The sequence below is a fragment of the Chryseobacterium sp. B21-037 genome, assembly GCF_028570785.1.
Lineage (GTDB): Bacteria > Bacteroidota > Bacteroidia > Flavobacteriales > Weeksellaceae > Chryseobacterium > Chryseobacterium proteolyticum.
The window spans coordinates 1,769,144-1,791,368 of sequence record NZ_JALGCB010000001.1 but is presented as its reverse complement, the minus strand read 5'-3'; the positions used below and the strand labels follow the sequence as shown (position 1 = coordinate 1,791,368).

Below are 22,225 nucleotides of genomic sequence, written 5' to 3'. Positions count from 1 at the left end.
ATTATGATATATTGGCGGTAAAATAAGTGCCATCCGGATAAATCAGGTTCCTTCTAAACAAACTTTAACAATTAAAAACACAACATATGATTTTAAAAATACTCACCATTGCATTGATTGTTTTTGCAGTGTATATGGGCTTTAAACAAGGTATAGCAATGGTTTCCGGGAAACCTGAAATGCTACAGATGCTTGGCAGAATAGGAATGAACAATACCGCTGTCATGGTTTTGGGGATAATTACCATAATCAGTGCAGTGTTGATCGTAATTCCACAGACTTTTTTCTGGGGGAATTTTTTAATGGCGGGAACGATCTTGCTTATTATGGGACTAGAGCTTTTTCACGGGGATATAAAAGGTGCTTTGATAGAGCTTCCATTCATGGGTTTGAATCTTCTTATTATTTTCTTAAATTATCCCTTTAAATTCTCATGAAAAAAATTATTTATTTACTGACGGTATTTTCCATGTATTGCGCATGTGCCCAGAAAAATGATGTTAAAATTAAAATAACCCCTACTCAACAACAGACAAAAAATGATATGGATACAACAAAATTAAATGAAACGGTAAAAAAGGCTTTTGATGCATGGCAAAAAGGTGATGCGGAAACTTTTACTTCTTTTTTTACTGCAGATGCTAAATTGTATGACGATGGTAATCCAAGGGATTTTAAGAAATTCGTAAAAGATGCTTGTGGACACGAGAAATTTACTTCGATTGATACTATTGAAAATGAAGGTAAAACCATCTATGGACGGTTTCACACAGAAAGCTGGGGGGATTTCAGAACTTTTTTTAAATTTAATATCAACAGTGATGGAAAGTTTGACAAGTTGGAAATAGGTCAGGCTAATTAATTAATAAAATATAAACATAGAAGATTAGTATGGAGATTATAAGGTCGGTATCCCTCGTCATTTTTATTTTAGCAACAACACTTTCATTTGCTCAGAAAAATGATTTGGGGGCCTGGTATATGTATTTCGGGAATAATAAAATCAATAAAAAATGGAACTGGCACAATGAAATTCAGTATCGTAACTTTGATGCGGTTGGAGATCTTGAGCAGCTTTTAATCCGTACAGGGATCGGATACGATCTGTCGGAAAATAACAATAATGTTTTATTAGGTTACGGATTTATTTTAAGTCAGCCCTATGTAAACGGCGAGAAAAAAGAAAATATTGAACACAGGATTTTTCAGCAGTTTATCACCAAACAACAATTTGGAAGATTTTATCTTCAGCATCGTTACCGTTTGGAAGAACGCTTTCTTGAAGAGGATTTCAGAATGAGGTTTCGTTATTTCCTGGGGCTAAATATTCCGATCAATAATAAAGAAATGCTTCCGAAAACTTTTTATGCTTCTCTCTATAATGAAGTTTTTCTTCACTTTGATAGCCCGGTATTTGACAGGAACAGGGTGTACGGAGCGTTGGGATATGTGATCAGTAAGAATTTAAGAATCGAAGCAGGATATATGAATCAGCTCCAGGAGAATAGAAACAGGGGGCAGATTCAGATCGGATTTTATAACAACATACCATTTAACAAAAAGTAAAAACACATTTATGCACTCAGGAAAAAGATTTGGAGCCCGTGAATTTGCTATGTGGACAAGGAGAAGTATCTATGTCCTTGCCGTTTTAGCAGCAATTCCTACGGTACTTTATCATTTCGGTTTAACATTCGTTTCATTTCCCTGGCAGCCCATTGCAATCATGGGAACAGCGGTAGCTTTTATTGTAGGTTTTAAAAATAATGCAAGTTACAGCAGGCTGTGGGAAGCAAGGCAGATTTATGGTTCTATTATTAACAACAGCCGGAGTTTTGGATATATTCTCAGGGATTCGCTCTTTGCTAAAGATCCTGCTAAAGTAAAAGAAATGTTCTCACGGCATTATGCATGGTTAACGGCATTACGTTTTCAACTAAGGGAGCCAAGGGCATGGGAGAATATGAATACGGTACAGTTTGACGAATACTCAAAAAAATATGACATTCCGGAAAGGCTTTCCAAGCTGGATGAAGAACTGAAACTTTATCTTTCTGAAAGTGAACTTCATTATATTCTCAGTAAAAAGAACAGGGCTACACAATTGATGGCTGCCCAAAGCAAAGAACTGTCGGAGGCTTATGCAAAAGGAGAGATTAATGATTTTCAATGGACACAAATCAACCAGCAACTGGTAAAATTCACCGATGATCAGGGAAAAGCTGAAAGAATAAAAAACTTCCCATATCCCAGGAATTTTTCATCGATTACTACTTACCTGTTGCTGCTGTTTATTGTTTTTGTTCCTTTCGGATTGTTGAAAGAATTTGATAAACTAGGAGAGGGAACTTTATTAGAAGGGTTTACCATATGGTTTAATATTCCGTTTTCACTTTTGGTAACCTGGTGCTTTCATACACTGGATAGTGTGGGAGAGGCTTCTGTAAATCCTTTTGAAGGAAGTCCTAATGATGTTCCTATCACACAGATCAGCCGGACAATTGAGATCGATATGAGAGATATGCTGGATGAACATAACCTTCCTTTACCAATAAGTCCGAAGAATAATATTGTTCTTTAGGAAATAAAAAACACAATGACAAAAGAATTTATTTAGATTTCTAACCTAATATTAATTAAATAAAATCATAAATAAATGATTCACAATTACGTAATAATATCAATCGCAGTATTGCTGTCTGTGATGATATTAGTAATGATCGGGCAAAAGCTGAAAGTAGCGTATCCTATTTTCCTTGTTATAGCAGGGTTATTGATAAGCTTTATTCCGGGTATGCCTCACATTGAAATAGAACCGGATCTGGTTTTTCTTATTTTTCTTCCTCCTATTTTATTTGAAGCCGCCTGGTTTACCTCATGGCAGGACTTCCATAAATGGAGAAAGCAGATTTTTTCGATGGCTTTTGGGCTGGTATTCCTTACTTCAATAGTAGTGGCGTATCTATCATCATCAATCATTCCGGGACTTACTGTTGCGATGGGATTCCTGTTGGGAGGAGTAAATTCTCCACCAGATGCTGTGGCAGCTACATCGGTACTCAGAAATATGAAGATCCCGAAGAAGATTACGAGTATTCTTGAGGGAGAAAGCCTGATTAATGACGCATCGAGTTTGATCGTATTTAAGTTTGCTTTAGCGGCCGTTATTTCGGGGCAGTTTATCTTTAGAGATGCTGTCCAGGATTTCTTCATTATGGCTATTGGAGGGATTGCGATAGGAATTGCGGTAGGTTTCCTCTTCGGAGCTCTACTTCGTATCATTCCTTCCAATTCCAATATAGACACTATTATCACGCTTATTGTCCCATACATCATGTATGTTGGTGCTGAACATTTTCATTTTTCAGGAGTATTATCTGTGGTAGCTGGAGGTTTACTGATGTCTTATAACTCTCATTGTTATCTGAGCCATACTTCGAGAATTCAATCGGGTAACGTATGGAGTGTTCTTATCTTTTTGATGAATACCATCATTTTCATCCTCATTGGTCTTGAATTACCCATAGTAGTTGCTGCAATGCAAGATTATACCATCTCTGAAGGAATCTTCTATAGTGTGGTGATCGGTGGTGCCATTATTCTCACAAGAATTATCTACAGTTACGCATTAATGTATTTTCCAAGACTTTGTTCAAAAGAACTGAGGCTGAAGGTCCCCAAACCGGATTGGAGAGAGCCCTTTATCATCAGCTTTGCAGCAATGAGGGGAGTTGTTTCCTTAGCTGCAGCATTGTCAATCCCTGCATTTTTACCTAACGGAGATGCGTTCCCACATCGTAATATTATTTTATTCGTAACTTTCGTTATTATTTTAATTACTTTAGTGGGGCAGGGGCTTTTGTTGTCTCCTATTTTAAAGTTGTTGAAAATAAGTGATGCAGGAAGTGAAATACCTGAAGAAAAGCAGGAGGTTATTTTAATGAGAAAATTAAAAGAAACCGCTTTGCAAAAACTGGATACTGATTTCTCAGATCTTGCAGAAAGAAACAGTCTTGTACGTCATCAGAAACATAAATTGGAAAATGAAATGATGATGATGGCAGATAAAGCCCAATGTATGGCTTCTACAGGAGATTACGTTTCTGCCATGAACGAGAATAAGGATGTTTTAAGACAGGTAATACAGGCGCAGCGAAATGAATTGCATCGTATGAAACGTGAAAAGATATTTGATGATCATGTGATGCGGACGATTGAAATGCAGCTGGATTTTGATGAAGCTAAAATTACTGGGTTTACCCACGGATAGATTTGAGAAATAAAAAAATAACATGAGTATACCTATTATTGTTCAACAGAAAGTGGATGCTTCACCTGATAAGGTCTGGATGGCATTGACAGATAGAGATCAGATGAAATCCTGGTATTTTGATATCTCTGATTTTGAATTGGAAATAGGAAAACAGTTTAATTTCTATGAACCCGGAAATGAAAAAAAATACCACCATCAGGGAAGTATTTTGGATTTTGCCATCAATGAACGACTCAAACATACATGGTCATATCCCGAATTTTCCGATGCTGAAACTACAGTGATCTGGGAACTTCAGCCGGAAGATGGAGGAACAGTGATAACGCTGACTCATGAAAACACGGATCTCTTTAAAAACCTGGGAGAGGGATTTTCAAAAGAAAACTTTACAAAGGGATGGAATGTGATCGTTGGAGAAAGTCTGAAATCCTATCTGGAAAATAAATAACAAAAACGCAAAGACGCAGATTGAGTGTCTTTGCGTTTTGCTTTATAAATTAAAAATATGATAAAATATACTTCTCTTCGTCCCATACTCTGGACACAAAATCTTGATGAAACCCTTGGCTTTTATCTTCATATCCTTGGGTTTAACCTGGTAGAAAGGAATGATGAATGGGAATGGGCAACGATCCGTAAAGATGACGTTGAGGTAATGCTCTCGAAGCCTAACGATCATGAAAAATTCAATGGAATAGGATTTACCGGCTCATTTTACTTTAACGTCGACAGTGTAGATGATTTATGGGAAGAATTAAAAGACAAGGCTGAAATTTGCTATGAAATAGAAACCTTTGAATGGGACATGCGGGAATTCGCTATTTATGATAACAATGGGTACATATTACAATTTGGTCAACCCGCTAAACAAATTGGCAGAACGGAATAAAATTTGCTATTTTTGGGGAAATATTTAGAAATTCAATGAAAAAAAATATAATAGTTGGTTTTGCGGCGATTTTGATGTTGGCGTCTTGTAACAATGATAAAAAAATATTGAATAGTTTAAGTGATTATAACAATTCAATGGAAAGCAAAGGATATCACTTCGGAGATAAACTTGAACTTCCGAAAGATGTTGCAGATAATGCGGAAAGCGTAACCATCAGTTTTGGAGATAAGGAGACCTCAAACCTTGTGATTGATCCTAAATTTTTCACATTAGGAGATAATGCCGTTACTTTTAATATTAAAACAAAAGGAGGAGAAACATTAAATCAGGATGCTACGATCAATGTTTTTGCAAAAAATCCTGAAAAAAAGATCTCTTATGAAATCGTTGCGGAATACCCGCATAATCCAGCCAACTTTGTGCAAGGATTTCAGATCGAAGGAAACACGATCTATGAAAGTGATGGGCAAAACGGGTCTTCACAAATCCTGAAGTATACTCTGGGCACAACAACTCCTTTAGCTTCAACAAAGCAGGCTCAGGAAGACTTCTCCGAAGGAAGTACGATTGTAGGAGATAAAGTATATCAATTGACATGGCAAAGCAAAAAAGGATATATCTACGATAAAAGTTCATTGAAGCTTTTATCTGAATTTGCATATCCGAACGTATTAGGAGAAGGGTGGGGACTGACATATGACGGACAAAACCTGATTGCTTCCGATGGAAGTAAATTGTTGTATTTCCTTGATCCGAAAGATCCTTCAAAATTGGTTAAATATATTGCTGTAGCAGGAAGCTCACAGGCTTATGATCAGTTAAATGAATTAGAATACCACAATGGGTTTATTTATGCTAACGTGTGGCAGAAACCTATTATTCTTAAAATAAACCCGGCAAACGGAGAAGTGGTGGGAACATTTGATTTTACAGATATTGCCAAGCAGAATACCAAGGGAAGTGATGATGTATTGAACGGGATCGCTTTCAAAGGAGAAAATATGCTGGTAACAGGAAAGAACTGGCCAAAAATATATGAAGTTGCCATTAAGTAATACAGACAACTCATTTAAAATTATATTTGAATAGCGCTCCTTAAGAGCGCTATTTTAATGGAAAGCAGAGAAGGAACTTACCGATAAATCTCATAGAGATTAATTCGTGTTCTGGGTATTGTGTCAAAATGAAATTAGTAGAAAGCAATAAATTTTGCTACTTTTGAGAATTATTTGGAAAGTCAATGAAAGTAAATCGGATAGCAGGTCTTATGGCGTTAGTATTATTAACGTCTTGTAATAAAGATAAAGAGATTTTAAATACTTTAAATGACTATAACGTTTCCATGGAGCAAAAAGGTTATCATTATAATGATAAACTGAAAATTCCTGCGGAGGTTTTAGAAAATGCAGAAACCGTTACCATTAGTTTTGGAGATAAAGAAACCTCAGATTTAACTATTGATCCCCGTTTTTTTAGTCTTGGAGATAATGACGTTACATATGTTGTTAAAACAAAAGGAGGAAAAACACTCTATCAGGATGCTACGATCAATGTCTTTGCAAAAAATCCTGAAAAACAGATGTCCTACCAGATTGTAGCAGAATATCCGCATGATCCGGATAACTTTATTGAAGGATTTACCTTAGAAGGAAATACGGTGTACGAGAGTGTCGGGTTGGAGAAATCTTCAAAGCTTTTAAAATATAACTTGGGTGGAACCGTACCCGTTAGTGTAACAAAACAACCAGCGGATATTTTTTCCGAAGGCTGTGCCACTGCAGGAGATAAGATATTTCAGTTAACCTACCGAAATAGAAAAGTTTTTGTATATGATAAAAGTTCTCTGAAACTGATTTCTGAATTTCCTTTGGCATCAGCGATGAAAGAAGGATGGGGACTAACCTATGATGGTAAGAATCTGATAGCGACAGATGGCTCAAAAAACCTGTATTTTCTGAATGTAAATGATCCTTCTATAATATTAAAAACAATGCCTGTGGCAGGAAGCGCTGAAGTGTATGATCAGCTTAATGAACTGGAATACCACAATGGATTTATTTATTCAAACATCTGGCATAAACCGATCATTTTAAAAATTAATCCTGTGAACGGAGAGGTTGTGGGTACATTTGACTTTACGCAACTGACAGCAGAAAATTCCGGAGATAACACTGAGCATGTTTTAAATGGAATTGCCTTTAAAGGTGATAATATGTTGGTAACAGGAAAAAACTGGCCCAAAATTTATGAGGTTGCTATTAAATAATTTAAAATAATAACAATTGAATCACGATTAAAATAAAGTGTGTAAATTGGTCATATTCCTTCGGGAAATCATATTAGTAAAAGAACATTGAAATTATTACCCCTGATATTTGCTTTTGTTTTCTGCTCAATTTCTGCGCAGAAGGCTTTGCCACTGGATACCTTGAAATTAAAAGAAGCAAAAGACCTTTTTGCAGACGATTACGGAAATTTGTATATCTATAAGAATAAAGATTTCAGTTTAACCAAATATGATTCTTTAGGAAAGCAGATTGGGAAAATGATGCTTACGGTACCATTTAAAATCCAGGGGGTTCAAAATCCACTTTCAGTTCCCTTGTTTTCAGAAAATGCCCAGGAATTAAAGTTTGTAGATCAGAATCTCAATGAGATCCAGAGAATAGATTTCAAACAGAAGTTTGCATTTATAAAAATAGCATATGCAGAAGATCTTCAGCAGATATGGCTTTTGGATGAGAGCTCAAAACGTCTCATTCAGTACAATTTCAGAAATGATACCACAATAAATTCCTATCCTTTTGATGCAAGCTTTGATGATCTGATGGATCTTCTGGTTTATGAAAATAAAGTATATATCCTGACAAGAAAGCATTTCAGGATCTATAGCCTGAAATTTGAAAAACTTACAGAGATTCCCATAGAAAACGGGAAACGATTCAGAAGGGAGAATGAGTCTGTTCTGATCATAACTAATAATTCAATTCTTAAATATATTCCGGAAAAAGGGTTGGTGAAAATTTTTGAAGATCCTGATGCACAAATTGTGGATAAAAACACGCTTGCTTATTTTGAAATCAAAGCGAACAACCTTTATCTTTACAACCTTGAAAAAATTAAACAGGCAAAACAGGAGTCTGAGCCTGAACCTGGAAATACAGAAAAACCTGTTCAGAAGACACCAGAGCAAACTGGAGAATCAGCAGACAAATCATTAGAAAAGGTTCAGGACAAGTTTATTAAAGACCAGTCTGTGGAAAAACCTGCAGATACTACGTTGAAAAAGCTTCTTGAAGAGACTGCAGAAGTTCAGACTGTTGGTATTTAATAATTTTTTCATGGACATCAATAAATAAGGGAAAATAGAATATGCACATTGCAGTTACAGGAAATATCGGAGCTGGAAAAACGACATTAACGACAATGCTCTCCAAGCATTATGGATGGGATGCACAATTTGAAGATGTAGACCATAATCCTTACCTGGAAGACTTTTATGCAGATATGAGCAAATGGAGCTTTGCTTTGCAGATTTACTTTTTGGGAAGCAGGTTCCGCCAGGTAAAAGAAATAAGAGAAAGTGGAAAGAATATCATTCAGGATCGTACCATTTATGAGGACGCCCATATTTTTGCGGAAAATTTAAATGATATGCACTTGCTTTCGGACAGGGATTTTAAAAATTATCAGGATGTTTTTAATTTAATGAAATCTTTTGTTTCAGCCCCCGATTTGTTGATCTACTTAAAATCTGATGTACCCAATCTGGTTAAAAAGATCTATAAAAGAGGAAGAGAATATGAAGCCTCGATCAGTATTGAATATCTTTCAAAATTAAATCAGAAATACGAAAAATGGATTTCCAATTATACCGAAGGTAGATTGTTGGTCATTGAGGTAGATGATCTTGATTTCGTTGAAAAACCTGAAGATTTTGGGTTTATTCTGGAAAAAATTGAAGCTGAACTTAATGGATTGTTTTAATTAACAATACTTTAGGATCTTTTAGGATTGATGTAACTTGGTTTTTATCTAAATTTGTTACATACAAGTTTAATTCTTTATATTATTAAATATGTTAGTTAAGGTTTTACATAATGGAAGTTGTTCAAAATCAAATGCTGTTTTAGAGTATCTTGATGAGAATGGAGTGCCGTTTGAGATCATCAATATTGTGGAGGACCCATTAAGTATTTTAGAGTTAAAAACAGTTTTAAAAAAACTCAACCAGAGTGTTTTTCATCTGATCAGAAAGACGGAAAAATTATATCTTGAAAAATTTGCAGGGAAGAATTACTCAGAAGAGGAATGGTTGGAAATATTGTCTAAAAATCCTTCTTTAATTCAAAGGCCAATCTTAATAAAAGGCTCAGTCGCTATGCTGGGAAGGCCTATAGAAAATGTAAAATATTTTATTGAGAAATAAACCAGAATGAAATAATAAGAAAAGTCAGCTTTCGGCTGACTTTTTATTTTTATAAAAGGATCACTCCTTCTATTTTTCCAACTTCTTTATAAATATTTACGACCTGATCAGCGTCTAAGACAAAAGCATTGATATTGCAGGCTGTATATTTTCCATTTTTACTTTCTCTGTTTCCAAGCGTAAATTTAATGCCGTCAAAAACCTTATATATTTCTGTAAGTTTTGCCTGATCTGTAGGAATTATAAATTTAAATAAATAATCTTCCGGAAAGTCGTGGTGACCTTCCAGTTTTTCCTTTAAAGAATTATAAAATTCTTCAGGATTCGCGTGTTGATTTCCTTGAATGATATCCATCTAACAATTTAATTTATATATAAATTTAACGAAATTTTTTCTATTTTCCAAGTGGACCTAACAGGGCTTTGGAGTTCTTTATTTCGTAATCTTCAATGATATTAAACAGTCCGTTAACCAATTGTTCAGAGGCCAGCTTACTTAATCCTCCCGAATTTACAGTATTGCTGTTTCCACCCAGTAGGTTACCCAGGAAATTACTTCCTGCCAACGCTGTATTAATCGTTTTTACGATACCATACCGGTTAAGCTGTTCATCAACCTTTGGAGTAATAGCAGCTACAAGCTGATCCGAAGTTTTTTCCTTCAGAATTAAAGTAGCTGTACCTTTTTCTCCCTGAATGATTCTCGTTACATCCTGCGCATTCAAACTGTTAACTGCATTCTGAAGGATTGGTTTCGAAATATTTACAGTGTACGAAGCTGCTTCTGCAACATATTCCCTTTCCTTAGCAACTAGTGAAGGGGAAATTTTTTCCAGCATCGAATTGATATCTCTTAATTCTTTTGGTAACGCTTTATCCACCAGATTATTTTGTAGAAATGCATCTTTATTGCCATAAATATTCATTCCTTTATCGATTCCGTTCAATAAAAACTTTTTAATGATGGATAATCCCAGATCAGTCGTCGCAAGACTTGTGCAGGATTGTACAGAAGTTGTGATTACAGTAGCAGTTCCTGCAACTAATGCTATTGCCAGAATATATTTTTTCATTGATTTTTATTAATGGTTGAATTTTTCAAATACCGGGCCAAAGGTAAACAGGAAAATCTGTTTAACAAAATATTAATTTAATGTTAGTGATTTGGGGAGTTATTCTAGAAAAACCCTTTAATATTCATTGTAAATTAAATGTTAAATTAAATTTATTTTTAGTGATAATACGTTAAAAAATTGACTTTTCACACATGATGTGTGATGTATCATGTTAATTTTAGAATTATTACGATATATTAACAATGTTTCATATATTTTTATAATTTTGGATTAATGTCTTTTTTTGAGAAATACAATATTTATTTAATTAAAGACAGCTTTGCAGTTTAAAAATCTGCTAAGAAATTTGATTGTACGAAATAAAATTGAACTATATGAAGCAAAGTGATTTAAAGTATTCATCGCTCATTGCTGTTTTATACTTTGGTATGAATGTCAATGCGCAGGTGACACCGAAAGATACTGTTCCGAAAGAGCATAAGATCGAAGAGGTGGTGATGATTGGATATGGCTCCCAGAAGAAAGAAAATATTACTGGAAGTATAGGTCTAGTGACAGCAAAAGATCTTGCAGATAAACCGAACGCTAATCCTATAAGCTCTATTCAGGGAAAATTAGCTGGGGTTCAGATTTTAAATTCTGGAACACCAGGAGGATCTCCCAGGGTAGACATCCGGGGAATTAGCTCTCTCACCGGTAAAACAGTTTTTATTGTTGATGGAATGATTACTGATGATATTTCATTTTTGAGCCCACAGGATATTGAATCCATGAGTGTATTGAAAGATCCCTCTAGTTTAGCAATCTACGGAGCAAGAGCATCAAATGGAGCAGTTATAATTAAAACAAAAAGTGGAAGAGGCAAAAAGCCTGTCTTTAACTTTAATTCTTATTTGGGAATCAAAACTGTCACGAACATTCCTAAAATGGTAAATTCTGACCAATACATCGAATTATTTAACGAAAAGTTACGTAATGAAGGGGTAACTGATCCTACAAAGTTTCTAAACAGGTCTAGCTATCCCGCGGACACGGATTGGTTTAAGGAAATTTTCAGACCAAGCATTATCAATTCTAATGATATATCCGCTTCAGGAAATGCTGGAAAATTAAATTATTATTTAAGTGCAGGATATTTACAGGACGAAGGAAATCTGGCTGCCGGACAAGGTATTAATTCTGGAAGTGGCTTTAATAGATTTAATTCAAAAGTTAACCTTATATACAAGATTACGGATAATATAACGATCGGAAATAATTTTACATTTTCTAAAATGCGTACCGATCAGGCACAGAATCCTTTGCAGGATGCTTATTCAGCGCCACCTGTGTATGCCCCGATTAATCCTGGTACAGGAGGATATCAGTATTTTTCACTTGTCAATATTTCAAATCCCCGAGCTAAACTTGACTTGTTCAGATCTCAAACTAGAGAAGAAAGGTTATTGAATAATATCTGGGGGGAATATAAATTTTTAAAAGATTTTACTTTAAGAATCAGTTATACCTCTGATAATATTAATTCGAATAAATATGAATTTACACCATCATTTACATATGCTCCTGATCCTAAACCAACGAAACTCATAACAAGAGATTCCAGAACTAGAAACTATGTGTGGGATAACACATTAAGCTGGAAAAAAAGCCTTGGAAAACATAATGTAGAAGTACTTGCTGGTTTTTCAAGAACAAGAAACTCTTATGCTCAGGAATATGCTGATGCTCTGAATATAAATTATAACGGAACAAACGCTTCACTAGATATTGCCAACGGAACTGATATCGTTAGAACTACTTTTGATGAAAAACGTACTGTTGTTCCATATCAGGACAGAATAGAATCGTTTTTTGGACGACTTAATTATGATTATGGAGGAAAATATTTGGTAAATGCCTCGATCCGTAGGGATGGAACTTCCAAATATTCCAGTAATGACAGATACCGTGTATTTCCAGCTGTAAGTGCTGGATGGGTAATTTCCAAGGAAAATTTTATGAGTGAACAAAATGTTTTTAATCTTTTAAAATTAAGAGCAAGTTGGGGGAAACTGGGAAACCCAGATGTACAAAGAGCTTATACCCTAAACACGACTATTATTAATGGAGGGGCTTACTATGGTAATACAGGCTCTCCGGCACAGACCATAGATCAGATTATAGACCCGAATATTGGTTGGGAAACGACAACGGGTAGGGACCTGGGATTAGAAATGGCATTGTTCAATAATAAATTGAAAATTGATGCTACTTATTTTGATAAAGATACCAAAGATGTCGTTTATGGTATTGTTCAGGGAACTGTATCAGGTGCTGGAAACTGGAATAATTATATTACCAATGCTTATTCTTTTAATAACAAGGGATTTGAAGCATCTGTAAACTATGATACAAAGATTAATGACAATATAAAGTTGGGAGTATATGGTAATATTACCACATTGAAAAATAAAATTACTTCTGTTGCTAATGGATCATATTTACAGACAGGGGCTAATTTGTATGGTAATGCAATCATACGATTACAAGAAGGACAACCTGTTGGTTCGTATTATGGTTATCAGGTAGAAGGAATTTTCCAGACTCAAGCGGAAGCGGATGCATGGGCTACTCAAAATGGTGCTAAAGCCGGTGGATTTAAATTTAAAGATATCGATGGAAATGGCGTAATTGATGCAAGAGATAAAACTTTTCTGGGAAGCCCTATCCCGAAAGGAACCTATGGTTTCGGTATAAACTTAAATGTTTATGATTTTGATTTTGCCATTGATTTCCAGGGAGTGTTTGGTAATAAAATATACAATTTTAATAGGGAACAACGCTTTGGAAATGAAAGCTGGGACCTAGATTTTTATAATAACAGATGGCATGGTGCTGGGACATCTACTGAATATCCTATGGCTACAAATGATCAGTCTATTATTTTACCTAACAGTTTTTATGTAGAAGATGGAAGCTACATTAGAATTAGAAATATCCAGGTTGGGTATAATTTACCAAAAGCATTTACGAATTCAATGTCTATAACTAAATTAAGACTATATGTAAGTGCACAAAACCCTTGGACAAGTTTCAAATACCATGGATTTTCTCCTGAGATTTTGAACACCGATAAAGTACAAATGGGTATAGATAATAATATCTATCCGATTTCAGCAATTTATACTATCGGTATGAACCTAACATTTTAATAAGAAACCATTATGAAAAAGATATTTTTAACGGTCGCTTTATTTTCACTTGTAGTAAGTTGTAAAGACGATTATTTAGATATAAAACAAGAAGGGCAGACAGAAGCATCTTCTTTTTTTAAGACACAAGATGATGCAATGCAGGCAACCAGTGCTATTTATAGTTTCCTAAGAAGTTGGGAGAACTCTGCTTTTCCCTATCAATTCGTTTTTGGAGTGCCGGCTGATGACGTAGTGAAAGGTTCCAATCCAGGAGATTCTGCTTTTATTAATGTATATGATAATTTTACCTATACTGTAAGTGATGAAGGAGTAAGAGGTTACTGGATAGGACAATGGCAGGCAGTGAATAGAACAAATCAGGTAATTACTCATGTCCCGGCAATTCAAATGGATACAACCTTAAAGAATCGCCTGATTGCAGAAGCAAAGATGCTAAGAGCCTATTTCTATTTTAATTTAGTAAGAATTTATGGTGGAGTTCCTATTTATGACAAAGTAGAAACTGTATATGAAAAGCCAAGAAATTCTGTAGAGGAGGTTTATAATTTTATCATTTCTGATCTCACTGCGGCTGCTGAGGTACTTCCGCAAACGTATCCTTCCTCAGATCTTGGAAGAGTAACAAAAGGAGCAGCTTTAGGATTACTTTCAAAAGTTTACCTTTATAAAAAAGACTGGCAGAAGGCATATGAAACCTCTAATCAGGTAATTGCTATGGGATATAATCTAGATCCAGACTTTAATCATTTGTTCAGGCCTGCGGGTGAATTTGGTAGTGAATCTGTATTTGAAGTGAACTGTCAGTGTTCATCTCAATATGGAGGAAGTCAATATGCCCAGGTTCAAGGTGTTCGAAATCAGTTTGGATGGGGTTTTTTTACTCCTTCTAATGCGCTTGAAAATGCGTTTGAAGCTGGTGACATTAGAAAAGAACTTACCATACTTAGGAATGGGGAAACTACTCCTGAAGGTGATTTGATTGCTATGGGAGATCCCTTATCTGTAACAACATTTAATCAAAAAGTATATGTTCCGAAAGCATTGAATAATAATGCTTGTGACTACGGTTCTATTCAGAATATCAGAATATTAAGATTTGCGGAAATTTTATTAATCAATGCAGAAGCAGCCAACGAATTAGGAAATATATCAGCTGCTACTATAAATCTGAATAAAGTAAGAACAAGAGCTGGTTTAGCTGGAACTACAGCGTCAAATCAAGCAGCTTTAAGAACGGCAATCTGGCATGAGAGAAGAGTGGAACTGGCATTAGAAGGTGACCGTTTTGTTGATCTAGTAAGAACGGGACAGGCAGCAACAGTTCTGGCGCCATATGGATTTAAGGCAGGGAAAAACGAGGTGTTTCCTATTCCTTTGGATGCGATGGACCAAAGCCATGGTGCTTTCATTCAAAATCCAGGTTATTAATCTATAATCACATAAAAATAGCCAAAGTTTAGCTTTGGCTATTTTTTTAATTAACTCTATGCAAACGTATATTTTATGAAGTTAGGAATCATTTCTATTCTGGCAGTGGCTTCATTATTTTCCTGTAAAAATGTCCAGATGGGAAAACAGGAAATAGTAAAAAAAGAAGCTGTAAAAAGTACTATGAGTGATGAACAGCTGATGGACAAGGTTCAACGGGATGCCTTGAAATATTTCTGGGATTATGCACAACCGAATTCTATGTTGGGAAGAGAGCGTTACCATGAAGATGATATTTATCCACATAATGATAAACATGTAATAACTACAGGTGGATCAGGATTTGGCTTAGCTACAATATTGGTCGGAGTGGAAAGAGGTTTTGTTCCCAGGAAAGAAGCGGTGAAAAGATTGACGCATATGATGGATTTTCTTGCTAAAGCAGATCGCCATAAAGGAGCATGGTCTCACTGGATCAATGGAGAAACGGGCAAAACAGTTCCTTTTGGAAAAAAAGATAATGGAGGAGATTTGGTGGAAACCGCATTTTTAACTTCTGGAATTTTAATGGTCCGTGAATATTTTAAAAATGGAAATGATGAAGAAAAAGCTCTGGCAAAGAAATGTGACGAACTATGGAAAGGAATTCAATGGAACTGGTATACCAAAGGCGGAGAGAAGGTTTTGTATTGGCATTGGTCTCCGGAATATCAGTGGGAAATGAATTTTCCATTGGAAGGATATAATGAATGTATGATTACTTATATTCTGGCGGCATCTTCTCCAACCTATTCAATTGATGCAGAAACTTATTATAAAGGATGGACCAGAAACGGAACTTTTCTTTCAGATAAAACGAAATACGGTCTTCCGATGTATGTGAAGCATAACTCTGCTGAGGGTTATGGCGGACCTTTATTCTGGGCACATTATTCATATATCGGGTTAGATCCCACCGGCCTTTCAGATAAACTGATTAAAAATTATTTTGATTTAAATAAAAACCAGGTCCTTATTGATTATAAATATTGTCTGGAAAACCCAAAACAATGGAAAGGATATGGTCCGGATTATTGGGGGCTTACAGCAAGCTATTCCAGAAATGACGATGGAACTACCGGATATAACGCTCATTTTCCTCAGAATGACCATGGGGTTATTTCTCCAACTGCAGCTTTAAGCAGTTTTCCTTATTCACCGAAAGAATCAATGGACTTTTTAAAATTTATTTATATTAAAAAACCTGAATTTGTGGGTTCAGCAGGACCTTATGACGCGACATCTATCCATTATAACAATTGGTTTACCCCACGGTATCTTGCCATCGACCAGGGAACAATTGCTCCGATGATTGAAAACTACAGGACAGGATTTTTATGGAAGCTGTTTATGAATGCTCCTGAAATTCAACAGGGTTTGAAAAAATTAAGTTTTAAATCTGAAAAATATGGAATCAAATAAAAGATAAAAAATGGACTTTGTTCCCATTTATAATAAGTCAAAATCTCACTAACAATATGAAATTAAAACTTAGACATGCTTTGTTTCTGCTTCCGCTTTTTTCTTTACAGATCAATGGTCAGGAGATCAAGGCAGAACTCAACAAGGAAATCAAAAGAACAGAAAAGATATCTTATATTTTGGACTATCCCCAAAAAGTAAAAGGAAATCTCCCGTTAATTGTTTTTCTCCATGGATCGGGAGAAAGGGGAACTGACCTTGAAATGGTAAAAGCCCATAGTCCCTTTACCTATAAAAATCTGATCAAGGAACCTGTCGCTATTTTAGCTCCTCAGTGTCCTGCAGATAGCTGGTGGGATACGATTACCGTTTATAACCTGATTAAAGAAATCCAGAAAAAATATAAAATCGATGCTTCCAGGATTTACCTTACGGGGCTTTCACTGGGAGGTTGGGGAACCTTAAAACTGGCAATGGAGCATCCTGAAATGTTTGCTGCTGTAGTCCCGGTATGTGCTCCTACAGATCAGATTATGACAGCAAATGTCAATCGATATAAAGATCTGAATATGAAAATTTTTCACGGTGGAATGGATGACATTGTTTTGCCTGAAAATGCGTTCAGATTATACCAGAAGTTACATCCGGTAAACCCTGGTGCGGAATTAATCATATTCCCGAATGATAATCATAACTCCTGGGACTCAGCTTATTCAGACCCCGGATTATACGAATGGATGTTGTCCAAGAAGAAGTAAGATAAATAATAACGAAAAGTAAGAATCCGGATTAAGAATCTGATGTTCACAATTACTATTAAAAAATGAAGATAAAATGAGTAAAAAGTTAGTTTTAATAGCTGCGTTAGCACTTTCGCCATTGTTTTCGGCTCAGGAAATGGTTACAAGACCTGTTCAATCCTATCAGACGGCCCAGTATCAAGCAAAGAAAAAGGCCTTTGTAGATCAGCTTTTGTCAAAAATGACCTTAGATGAAAAAATAGGACAGTTGAATTTACCAAGTTCGGGAGATTTTACCACAGGATTGGCTCAAAGTTCCGACATAGGTAAAAAAGTAGAACAAGGTTTGGTCGGTGGACTATTCAATATAAAAGGAGCGGACAAAATAAAAGCAGTTCAGAAAGTTGCGGTAGAAAAGAGTCGATTGAAGATTCCGTTGATCTTTGGGATGGATGTTATTCATGGTTATGAAACAACTTTTCCTATTCCTTTGGGCTTGGCAGCTTCATGGGATATGAACATTATTCAGCAATCTGCGAGAGTTGCCGCAAGAGAAGCATCTTCTGATGGAATTAACTGGACATTTTCCCCAATGGTGGATATTTCTCGTGAACCAAGATGGGGGAGAGTCTCTGAAGGTTCGGGAGAAGATCCTTTTTTAGGCAGTGAAATAGCCAAAAATATGGTATATGGCTATCAGGGGAAAGACCTTTCTGTGGGCAATACCATTTTAGCGTGTGTAAAACATTTCGCATTATATGGAGCCGGTGAATCAGGGAGAGACTATAATACCGTAGATATGAGCCATGTGAGAATGTTCAATGAATATTTCCCTCCTTACAAAGCTGCTGTGGATGCCGGAGTTGCATCAGTAATGGCATCATTTAATGAAGTGGACGGAGTTCCTGCAACCGGAAACAGATGGCTTCAGACAGAGGTTTTGAGAAATAAATGGAATTTCAAAGGCTTTGTGGTAACGGATTATACCGGAATTAATGAAATGGTAGATCATGGAATGGGAGACCTTCAGCAGGTTTCGGCTTTAGCTTTAAAGGCCGGGGTTGATATGGATATGGTGGGAGAAGGTTTTTTGACAACCCTTAAAAAATCCTTGTCAGAAGGAAAAGTTACGCAGGCTGAAATTGATATGGCAGCTAAAAGGATTCTTGAAGCCAAATATGATTTAGGATTGTTTGATGATCCCTATCGTTATGGCAATGCTAAATTAGCAGCAAAAGAGGTTTATAACCTCGAAAATCGTACGATTGCCCGAAATGCCGCTGCTCAATCAATGGTTTTAATGAAAAATGATAATCAGGTTCTTCCATTGAAAAAAACGGGGACCGTAGCAGTCATTGGTCCCTTGGTAAACAATTCTTTGAATATGGCAGGAACCTGGAGTGTCGCAGCAAAGCATGATCAATCTGTTGCTTTGATGAAAGGTCTTCAGGACAATTTTGGAAAAGAAGTAAAATTTATTTCAGCAAAAGGAGCTAACATTGATTACAGCGCTAAATTAGAAGAGATCTATGCAGCTCATGGAAAGAAAACAGATAGAGATAACCGCTCAAAAGAGGTGCTTTTAAAAGAAGCTGTGGATGTTGCCAATAAAGCGGATGTCATTGTTTTAGCCATCGGGGAATCGGCAGAAATGAGTGGTGAATCTTCTTCGAGAACGGAAATCACCATTCCACAGTCTCAGGTTGATCTATTAAATGAGCTGAAGAAAACAGGAAAACCTATTGCAATGGTGCTTTTCACGGGTAGGCCATTAGCTCTTACGAATGTAAAAGATGTTCCTGATGCCATTCTGAACGTCTGGTTTTCTGGTTCTGAAGCAGGAAATGCTATTTCTGATGTATTATTTGGAAAAGTGAATCCTTCCGGTAAATTACCTATGACATTCCCAAGAAGTCTTGGACAGGTGCCTATTTATTATAATGCTAAAAATACAGGACGTCCGTTAAGTCAGGATCTTGTTGATAAATGTGAGTATCAGAGATTCCGTTCCAATTATATGGATGAGTGTAATACGCCTCTTTATCCGTTCGGTTTTGGTTTGAGCTATACCCAATTCAACTACTCTGATATTACAGTATCTGATCCTAATCCGAAAGGAAACCAAACGGTTCAGGCCTCTGTTACGATAACCAACTCAGGGAATTATGACGGAGCAGAAGTCGTACAATTGTACATCCGCGATATGGTAGGAAGCATTACAAGACCAGTAAAAGAATTAAAAGGATTCCAGAAGGTTTTCCTTAAAAAAGGAGAATCTAAAAAAATTACTTTTGATATAACACCGGAAAGCTTAAAATTCTACAATGGGGATTTAAAATTTGACTGGGAACCGGGAGAATTTGATATTATGATCGGAACCAATTCAGAGGATGTAAAACACTCTAAAATTAATTGGAGCAAATAATTTTAAGCCATTCATTTTGAATGGCTTTTTTTGTATCTTAGAATTAAATTAACTAATACCCTATTTTTGGCATACTTTTTACCAATCTGAAAACATTAAAAAATTAAATATGAAAAAAACAATTTTACTTAGCGCAATGTTCCTGGGTTCTTTCACTTTTGCACAACAAAAAGCTCCGGTTTTAGGAGGGGACAGAGATGTCCATGGCTGTAAAGGCTCTGCGGGTTACACTTACTCACAGATTAAAAATGATTGTGTACGGGTTTTCGAACAAAAAATCAAATTAAAAGAAGTCGGCTCGGATAAAAGCTATACCACAATGACCGCCGTTATTTTTAGCAAAAATATGAAACAGGCGGAAATTTTTATTCCGGATGGGAATGCCAAAAGTATTATTCTGGAGAGAGAAGGGAAAGGAAACATCTGGAAAAGTGGAAAACATATAAAAGAAAGCTATGTCCTGGTTCCTTATAAGAAAAAAGGTTATCAGATCAAGAAAGATGATGTTGTTATTTACCAATAAATCAGGAAGGCCATTCGAAAGAGTGGCCTTTTATTTTGATGCCAGAAATGCTTACCATTATGAGAAAAAAGTTACGTATTGGTTTTTATTTGGAGCTTTTTCCCGCTTTTCGTTTCAATCTTTTTTTTCAAAAAAGGATTTCCTCTGCAATCGGGGCTAGCATTGCCTTGAAATTTTCAATGATCACTCTGATTTATTTTTGAAAATAATCAATAGAAATAATTAGTGTTCTTTAAAATTACCCATAGTTTTTAATCAAAATCTAAAACCTCCGTAACAATTTTTCTCTCTCACTGAAAATCCGTATTTTTGTGCATCTAAAAGTAATAAGAAAGAATGAATTCCTACAAAAATCCATTGGAAGAACGCTACTCCAGTGAAGAAATGTTATTTAACTTCTCGCATAATAACAAATTCCAGAATTGGAGAAAGCTTTGGATAGCTCTTGCTGAAATCGAAAAAGACCTTGGACTTGAAATTACAGACGAGCAGATCGCTGAGTTAAAAGCTAATGCTGAAAACATCGATTATGACAAGGCAGCAGAGTACGAAAAAAAATTCCGTCATGATGTAATGGCTCACGTTCACGCATATGGTGATGTAGCACCTTCAGCAAAAGGAATTATCCACCTGGGAGCAACTTCAGCTTTTGTAGGAGACAATACAGACTTAATTCAGATTCGTGACGGACTTTTAATCTTAAAGAAAAAGTTGGTTAATGTAATGAAAAACCTGGCAGATTTTGCAATTCAGTACAAAGACCTTCCGACTTTAGGGTTCACTCACTTCCAGCCGGCTCAGTTGACAACAGTTGGAAAAAGAGCTACTCTGTGGTTGCAGAGTTTGGTTCTTGATATTGAAGAATTAGATTTCTTCCTTGAAACACTTCGTTTCAGAGGAGTAAAAGGAACTACAGGAACTGCTGCAAGTTTCCTTGAACTTTTCAACGGAGATTATTCTAAAGTAAAACATTTAGATAAAGAACTTTCAAAAAGATTTGGTTTCGATAAGGTTTTCGGAGTTTCCGGACAGACTTACGATAGAAAAATTGATGCGAAAGTGGTAGCTTTATTAGGAAATATTGCACAATCTGCACATAAATTCACAAACGATTTACGTTTACTTCAGAACCTTAAGGAAATTGAAGAGCCATTCGAGAAAAACCAGATCGGTTCATCAGCTATGGCTTACAAACGTAATCCGATGAGAAGCGAAAGAATCGGGGCATTGGCAAAATATGTAATGTCTCTGACAACAAGTTCTGCCATGGTAGCTTCAACACAATGGTTTGAAAGAACATTGGATGATTCGGCCAACAAGAGATTAACAATTCCTCAGGCGTTTTTAGCTGTGGATGCAATCTTGTTGATCTGGAATAACATTATGAACGGAATTGTAGTTTATCCAAACAGAATCAATAAGCACATAATGGAAGAACTTCCTTTCATGGCAACAGAATATATTATCATGGAAGAAGTAAAAGCAGGAGGGGACCGTCAGGAAATCCACGAGGTCATCAGGGTTCACTCTATGGAAGCTTCTAAAAAAGTGAAAGAAGAAGGAAAAGAAAACGATCTGATTGAAAGGATTCTGAATGATGATTCTTTAAAGCTCGATAAATCAAAATTAAAAGAAGTTCTGGATCCTAAAAATTTCATTGGCTTTGCACCTATTCAAACGGAGGAATTCATTAAAAATGAAGTTCAGCCGATACTGGAGCAAAACAAAGACATGATTGGACTGGAGGCTGATCTTAAAGTATAATACCATATGCAGTCTTTTCG

The 22,225-nt window shown here is 35.9% G+C and carries 21 protein-coding genes; 19 read left to right on the top strand and 2 right to left on the bottom strand.

Annotated features, from left to right (window positions below; translation table 11 throughout):
* Positions 1-86: 86 nt before the first annotated feature.
* The 12 genes from MTQ00_RS07930 (at position 87) to MTQ00_RS07875 (ending at position 9,594) form a co-directional block, all read left to right on the top strand.
* Positions 87-437, top strand: coding sequence for a DoxX family protein (locus MTQ00_RS07930; RefSeq protein WP_273648371.1), 351 nt, complete (start codon positions 87-89; stop codon positions 435-437).
* Positions 434-862 carry a nuclear transport factor 2 family protein gene (locus MTQ00_RS07925; protein WP_273648370.1) on the top strand — a complete coding sequence of 143 codons (429 nt, stop codon included), beginning with the start codon at positions 434-436 and terminating at the stop codon, positions 860-862. Before MTQ00_RS07930 ends, MTQ00_RS07925 begins: the two co-directional genes overlap by 4 nt.
* 29 nt (positions 863-891) lie before the next feature.
* Complete coding sequence (locus tag MTQ00_RS07920) at positions 892-1,566, top strand: DUF2490 domain-containing protein (RefSeq protein WP_172278975.1); 675 nt, start codon at positions 892-894, stop codon at positions 1,564-1,566.
* A 10-nt stretch (positions 1,567-1,576) separates the two neighbouring features.
* Positions 1,577-2,581, top strand: a complete 1,005-nt coding sequence (locus MTQ00_RS07915; RefSeq protein WP_273648369.1) for a bestrophin family protein — start codon at positions 1,577-1,579, stop codon at positions 2,579-2,581.
* 75 nt (positions 2,582-2,656) lie between these two features.
* A complete protein-coding gene (locus tag MTQ00_RS07910) occupies positions 2,657-4,270 on the top strand; it encodes a Na+/H+ antiporter (protein ID WP_172278971.1) in 1,614 nt (537 codons plus the stop codon).
* 22 nt (positions 4,271-4,292) lie between these two features.
* Positions 4,293-4,721, top strand: a complete 429-nt coding sequence (locus tag MTQ00_RS07905) for an SRPBCC family protein (RefSeq protein ID WP_273648368.1) — start codon at positions 4,293-4,295, stop codon at positions 4,719-4,721.
* Positions 4,722-4,778: 57 nt separating this feature from the next.
* Entirely contained in the window at positions 4,779-5,162 is a 384-nt protein-coding gene (locus MTQ00_RS07900) for a VOC family protein (RefSeq protein WP_273648367.1), read from the top strand.
* Between the two features lie 35 nt (positions 5,163-5,197).
* Complete coding sequence (locus MTQ00_RS07895) at positions 5,198-6,220, top strand: glutaminyl-peptide cyclotransferase (protein ID WP_172278965.1); 1,023 nt, start codon at positions 5,198-5,200, stop codon at positions 6,218-6,220.
* A gap of 185 nt (positions 6,221-6,405) precedes the next feature.
* Positions 6,406-7,431 carry a glutaminyl-peptide cyclotransferase gene (locus MTQ00_RS07890; RefSeq protein ID WP_273648366.1) on the top strand — a complete coding sequence of 342 codons (1,026 nt, stop codon included), beginning with the start codon at positions 6,406-6,408 and terminating at the stop codon, positions 7,429-7,431.
* 87 nt (positions 7,432-7,518) lie between these two features.
* Positions 7,519-8,496, top strand: coding sequence for a hypothetical protein (locus tag MTQ00_RS07885; protein ID WP_273648365.1), 978 nt, complete (start codon positions 7,519-7,521; stop codon positions 8,494-8,496).
* Positions 8,497-8,537: 41 nt separating this feature from the next.
* Complete coding sequence (locus MTQ00_RS07880; RefSeq protein ID WP_172278961.1) at positions 8,538-9,152, top strand: deoxynucleoside kinase; 615 nt, start codon at positions 8,538-8,540, stop codon at positions 9,150-9,152.
* A 91-nt stretch (positions 9,153-9,243) separates the two neighbouring features.
* On the top strand, positions 9,244-9,594 hold the full coding sequence (locus tag MTQ00_RS07875) for an ArsC/Spx/MgsR family protein (RefSeq protein WP_273648364.1): 351 nt from the start codon (positions 9,244-9,246) through the stop codon (positions 9,592-9,594).
* A 49-nt stretch (positions 9,595-9,643) separates the two neighbouring features.
* On the opposite strand, the gene MTQ00_RS07870 is transcribed toward MTQ00_RS07875, so the two are convergent.
* Together MTQ00_RS07870 and MTQ00_RS07865 are read right to left on the bottom strand one after the other, a co-directional pair.
* On the bottom strand, positions 9,644-9,949 hold the full coding sequence (locus tag MTQ00_RS07870) for a DUF493 family protein (RefSeq protein ID WP_172278957.1): 306 nt from the start codon (positions 9,947-9,949) through the stop codon (positions 9,644-9,646).
* Between the two features lie 40 nt (positions 9,950-9,989).
* On the bottom strand, positions 9,990-10,667 hold the full coding sequence (locus MTQ00_RS07865; RefSeq protein ID WP_273648363.1) for a DUF4197 family protein: 678 nt from the start codon (positions 10,665-10,667) through the stop codon (positions 9,990-9,992).
* A gap of 377 nt (positions 10,668-11,044) precedes the next feature.
* On the opposite strand from MTQ00_RS07865, the gene MTQ00_RS07860 reads away from it, so the two are divergent.
* From MTQ00_RS07860 to purB, 7 genes are all read left to right on the top strand, one after another.
* Positions 11,045-13,861, top strand: a complete 2,817-nt coding sequence (locus tag MTQ00_RS07860) for a SusC/RagA family TonB-linked outer membrane protein (protein ID WP_273648362.1) — start codon at positions 11,045-11,047, stop codon at positions 13,859-13,861.
* Between the two features lie 12 nt (positions 13,862-13,873).
* Positions 13,874-15,292 (top strand): RagB/SusD family nutrient uptake outer membrane protein, encoded by a 1,419-nt coding sequence (locus tag MTQ00_RS07855; protein ID WP_273648361.1) that lies wholly within the window; start codon positions 13,874-13,876, stop codon positions 15,290-15,292.
* Between the two features lie 75 nt (positions 15,293-15,367).
* Positions 15,368-16,753, top strand: a complete 1,386-nt coding sequence (locus tag MTQ00_RS07850; RefSeq protein ID WP_273648360.1) for a glucoamylase family protein — start codon at positions 15,368-15,370, stop codon at positions 16,751-16,753.
* Between the two features lie 56 nt (positions 16,754-16,809).
* Positions 16,810-17,511 (top strand): prolyl oligopeptidase family serine peptidase, encoded by a 702-nt coding sequence (locus tag MTQ00_RS07845; RefSeq protein ID WP_273648359.1) that lies wholly within the window; start codon positions 16,810-16,812, stop codon positions 17,509-17,511.
* Positions 17,512-17,587: 76 nt separating this feature from the next.
* Complete coding sequence (bglX, locus tag MTQ00_RS07840) at positions 17,588-19,918, top strand: beta-glucosidase BglX (protein ID WP_273648358.1); 2,331 nt, start codon at positions 17,588-17,590, stop codon at positions 19,916-19,918.
* 109 nt (positions 19,919-20,027) lie between these two features.
* Positions 20,028-20,441, top strand: coding sequence for a hypothetical protein (locus MTQ00_RS07835; RefSeq protein ID WP_172278943.1), 414 nt, complete (start codon positions 20,028-20,030; stop codon positions 20,439-20,441).
* A gap of 336 nt (positions 20,442-20,777) precedes the next feature.
* Entirely contained in the window at positions 20,778-22,205 is a 1,428-nt protein-coding gene (purB, locus tag MTQ00_RS07830; RefSeq protein ID WP_172278941.1) for an adenylosuccinate lyase, read from the top strand.
* Positions 22,206-22,225 lie beyond the last annotated feature (20 nt).

What these genes read in the sequence shown, in the direction of transcription:
- bglX (WP_273648358.1), top strand. Translation starts at nt 17,588, where the DNA reads ATGAGTAAAAAGTTAGTTTTAATAGCTGCGTTAGCACTTTCGCCATTG.
- purB (WP_172278941.1), top strand. Translation starts at nt 20,778, where the DNA reads ATGAATTCCTACAAAAATCCATTGGAAGAACGCTACTCCAGTGAAGAA.
- MTQ00_RS07875 (WP_273648364.1), top strand. Translation starts at nt 9,244, where the DNA reads ATGTTAGTTAAGGTTTTACATAATGGAAGTTGTTCAAAATCAAATGCT.
- MTQ00_RS07895 (WP_172278965.1), top strand. Translation starts at nt 5,198, where the DNA reads ATGAAAAAAAATATAATAGTTGGTTTTGCGGCGATTTTGATGTTGGCG.
- MTQ00_RS07910 (WP_172278971.1), top strand. Translation starts at nt 2,657, where the DNA reads ATGATTCACAATTACGTAATAATATCAATCGCAGTATTGCTGTCTGTG.
- MTQ00_RS07890 (WP_273648366.1), top strand. Translation starts at nt 6,406, where the DNA reads ATGAAAGTAAATCGGATAGCAGGTCTTATGGCGTTAGTATTATTAACG.
- MTQ00_RS07850 (WP_273648360.1), top strand. Translation starts at nt 15,368, where the DNA reads ATGAAGTTAGGAATCATTTCTATTCTGGCAGTGGCTTCATTATTTTCC.
- MTQ00_RS07855 (WP_273648361.1), top strand. Translation starts at nt 13,874, where the DNA reads ATGAAAAAGATATTTTTAACGGTCGCTTTATTTTCACTTGTAGTAAGT.
- MTQ00_RS07930 (WP_273648371.1), top strand. Translation starts at nt 87, where the DNA reads ATGATTTTAAAAATACTCACCATTGCATTGATTGTTTTTGCAGTGTAT.
- MTQ00_RS07870 (WP_172278957.1), bottom strand. Translation starts at nt 9,949, where the DNA reads ATGGATATCATTCAAGGAAATCAACACGCGAATCCTGAAGAATTTTAT.
- MTQ00_RS07905 (WP_273648368.1), top strand. Translation starts at nt 4,293, where the DNA reads ATGAGTATACCTATTATTGTTCAACAGAAAGTGGATGCTTCACCTGAT.
- MTQ00_RS07860 (WP_273648362.1), top strand. Translation starts at nt 11,045, where the DNA reads ATGAAGCAAAGTGATTTAAAGTATTCATCGCTCATTGCTGTTTTATAC.
- MTQ00_RS07920 (WP_172278975.1), top strand. Translation starts at nt 892, where the DNA reads ATGGAGATTATAAGGTCGGTATCCCTCGTCATTTTTATTTTAGCAACA.
- MTQ00_RS07915 (WP_273648369.1), top strand. Translation starts at nt 1,577, where the DNA reads ATGCACTCAGGAAAAAGATTTGGAGCCCGTGAATTTGCTATGTGGACA.
- MTQ00_RS07925 (WP_273648370.1), top strand. Translation starts at nt 434, where the DNA reads ATGAAAAAAATTATTTATTTACTGACGGTATTTTCCATGTATTGCGCA.
- MTQ00_RS07900 (WP_273648367.1), top strand. Translation starts at nt 4,779, where the DNA reads ATGATAAAATATACTTCTCTTCGTCCCATACTCTGGACACAAAATCTT.
- MTQ00_RS07845 (WP_273648359.1), top strand. Translation starts at nt 16,810, where the DNA reads ATGAAATTAAAACTTAGACATGCTTTGTTTCTGCTTCCGCTTTTTTCT.
- MTQ00_RS07880 (WP_172278961.1), top strand. Translation starts at nt 8,538, where the DNA reads ATGCACATTGCAGTTACAGGAAATATCGGAGCTGGAAAAACGACATTA.
- MTQ00_RS07835 (WP_172278943.1), top strand. Translation starts at nt 20,028, where the DNA reads ATGAAAAAAACAATTTTACTTAGCGCAATGTTCCTGGGTTCTTTCACT.
- MTQ00_RS07865 (WP_273648363.1), bottom strand. Translation starts at nt 10,667, where the DNA reads ATGAAAAAATATATTCTGGCAATAGCATTAGTTGCAGGAACTGCTACT.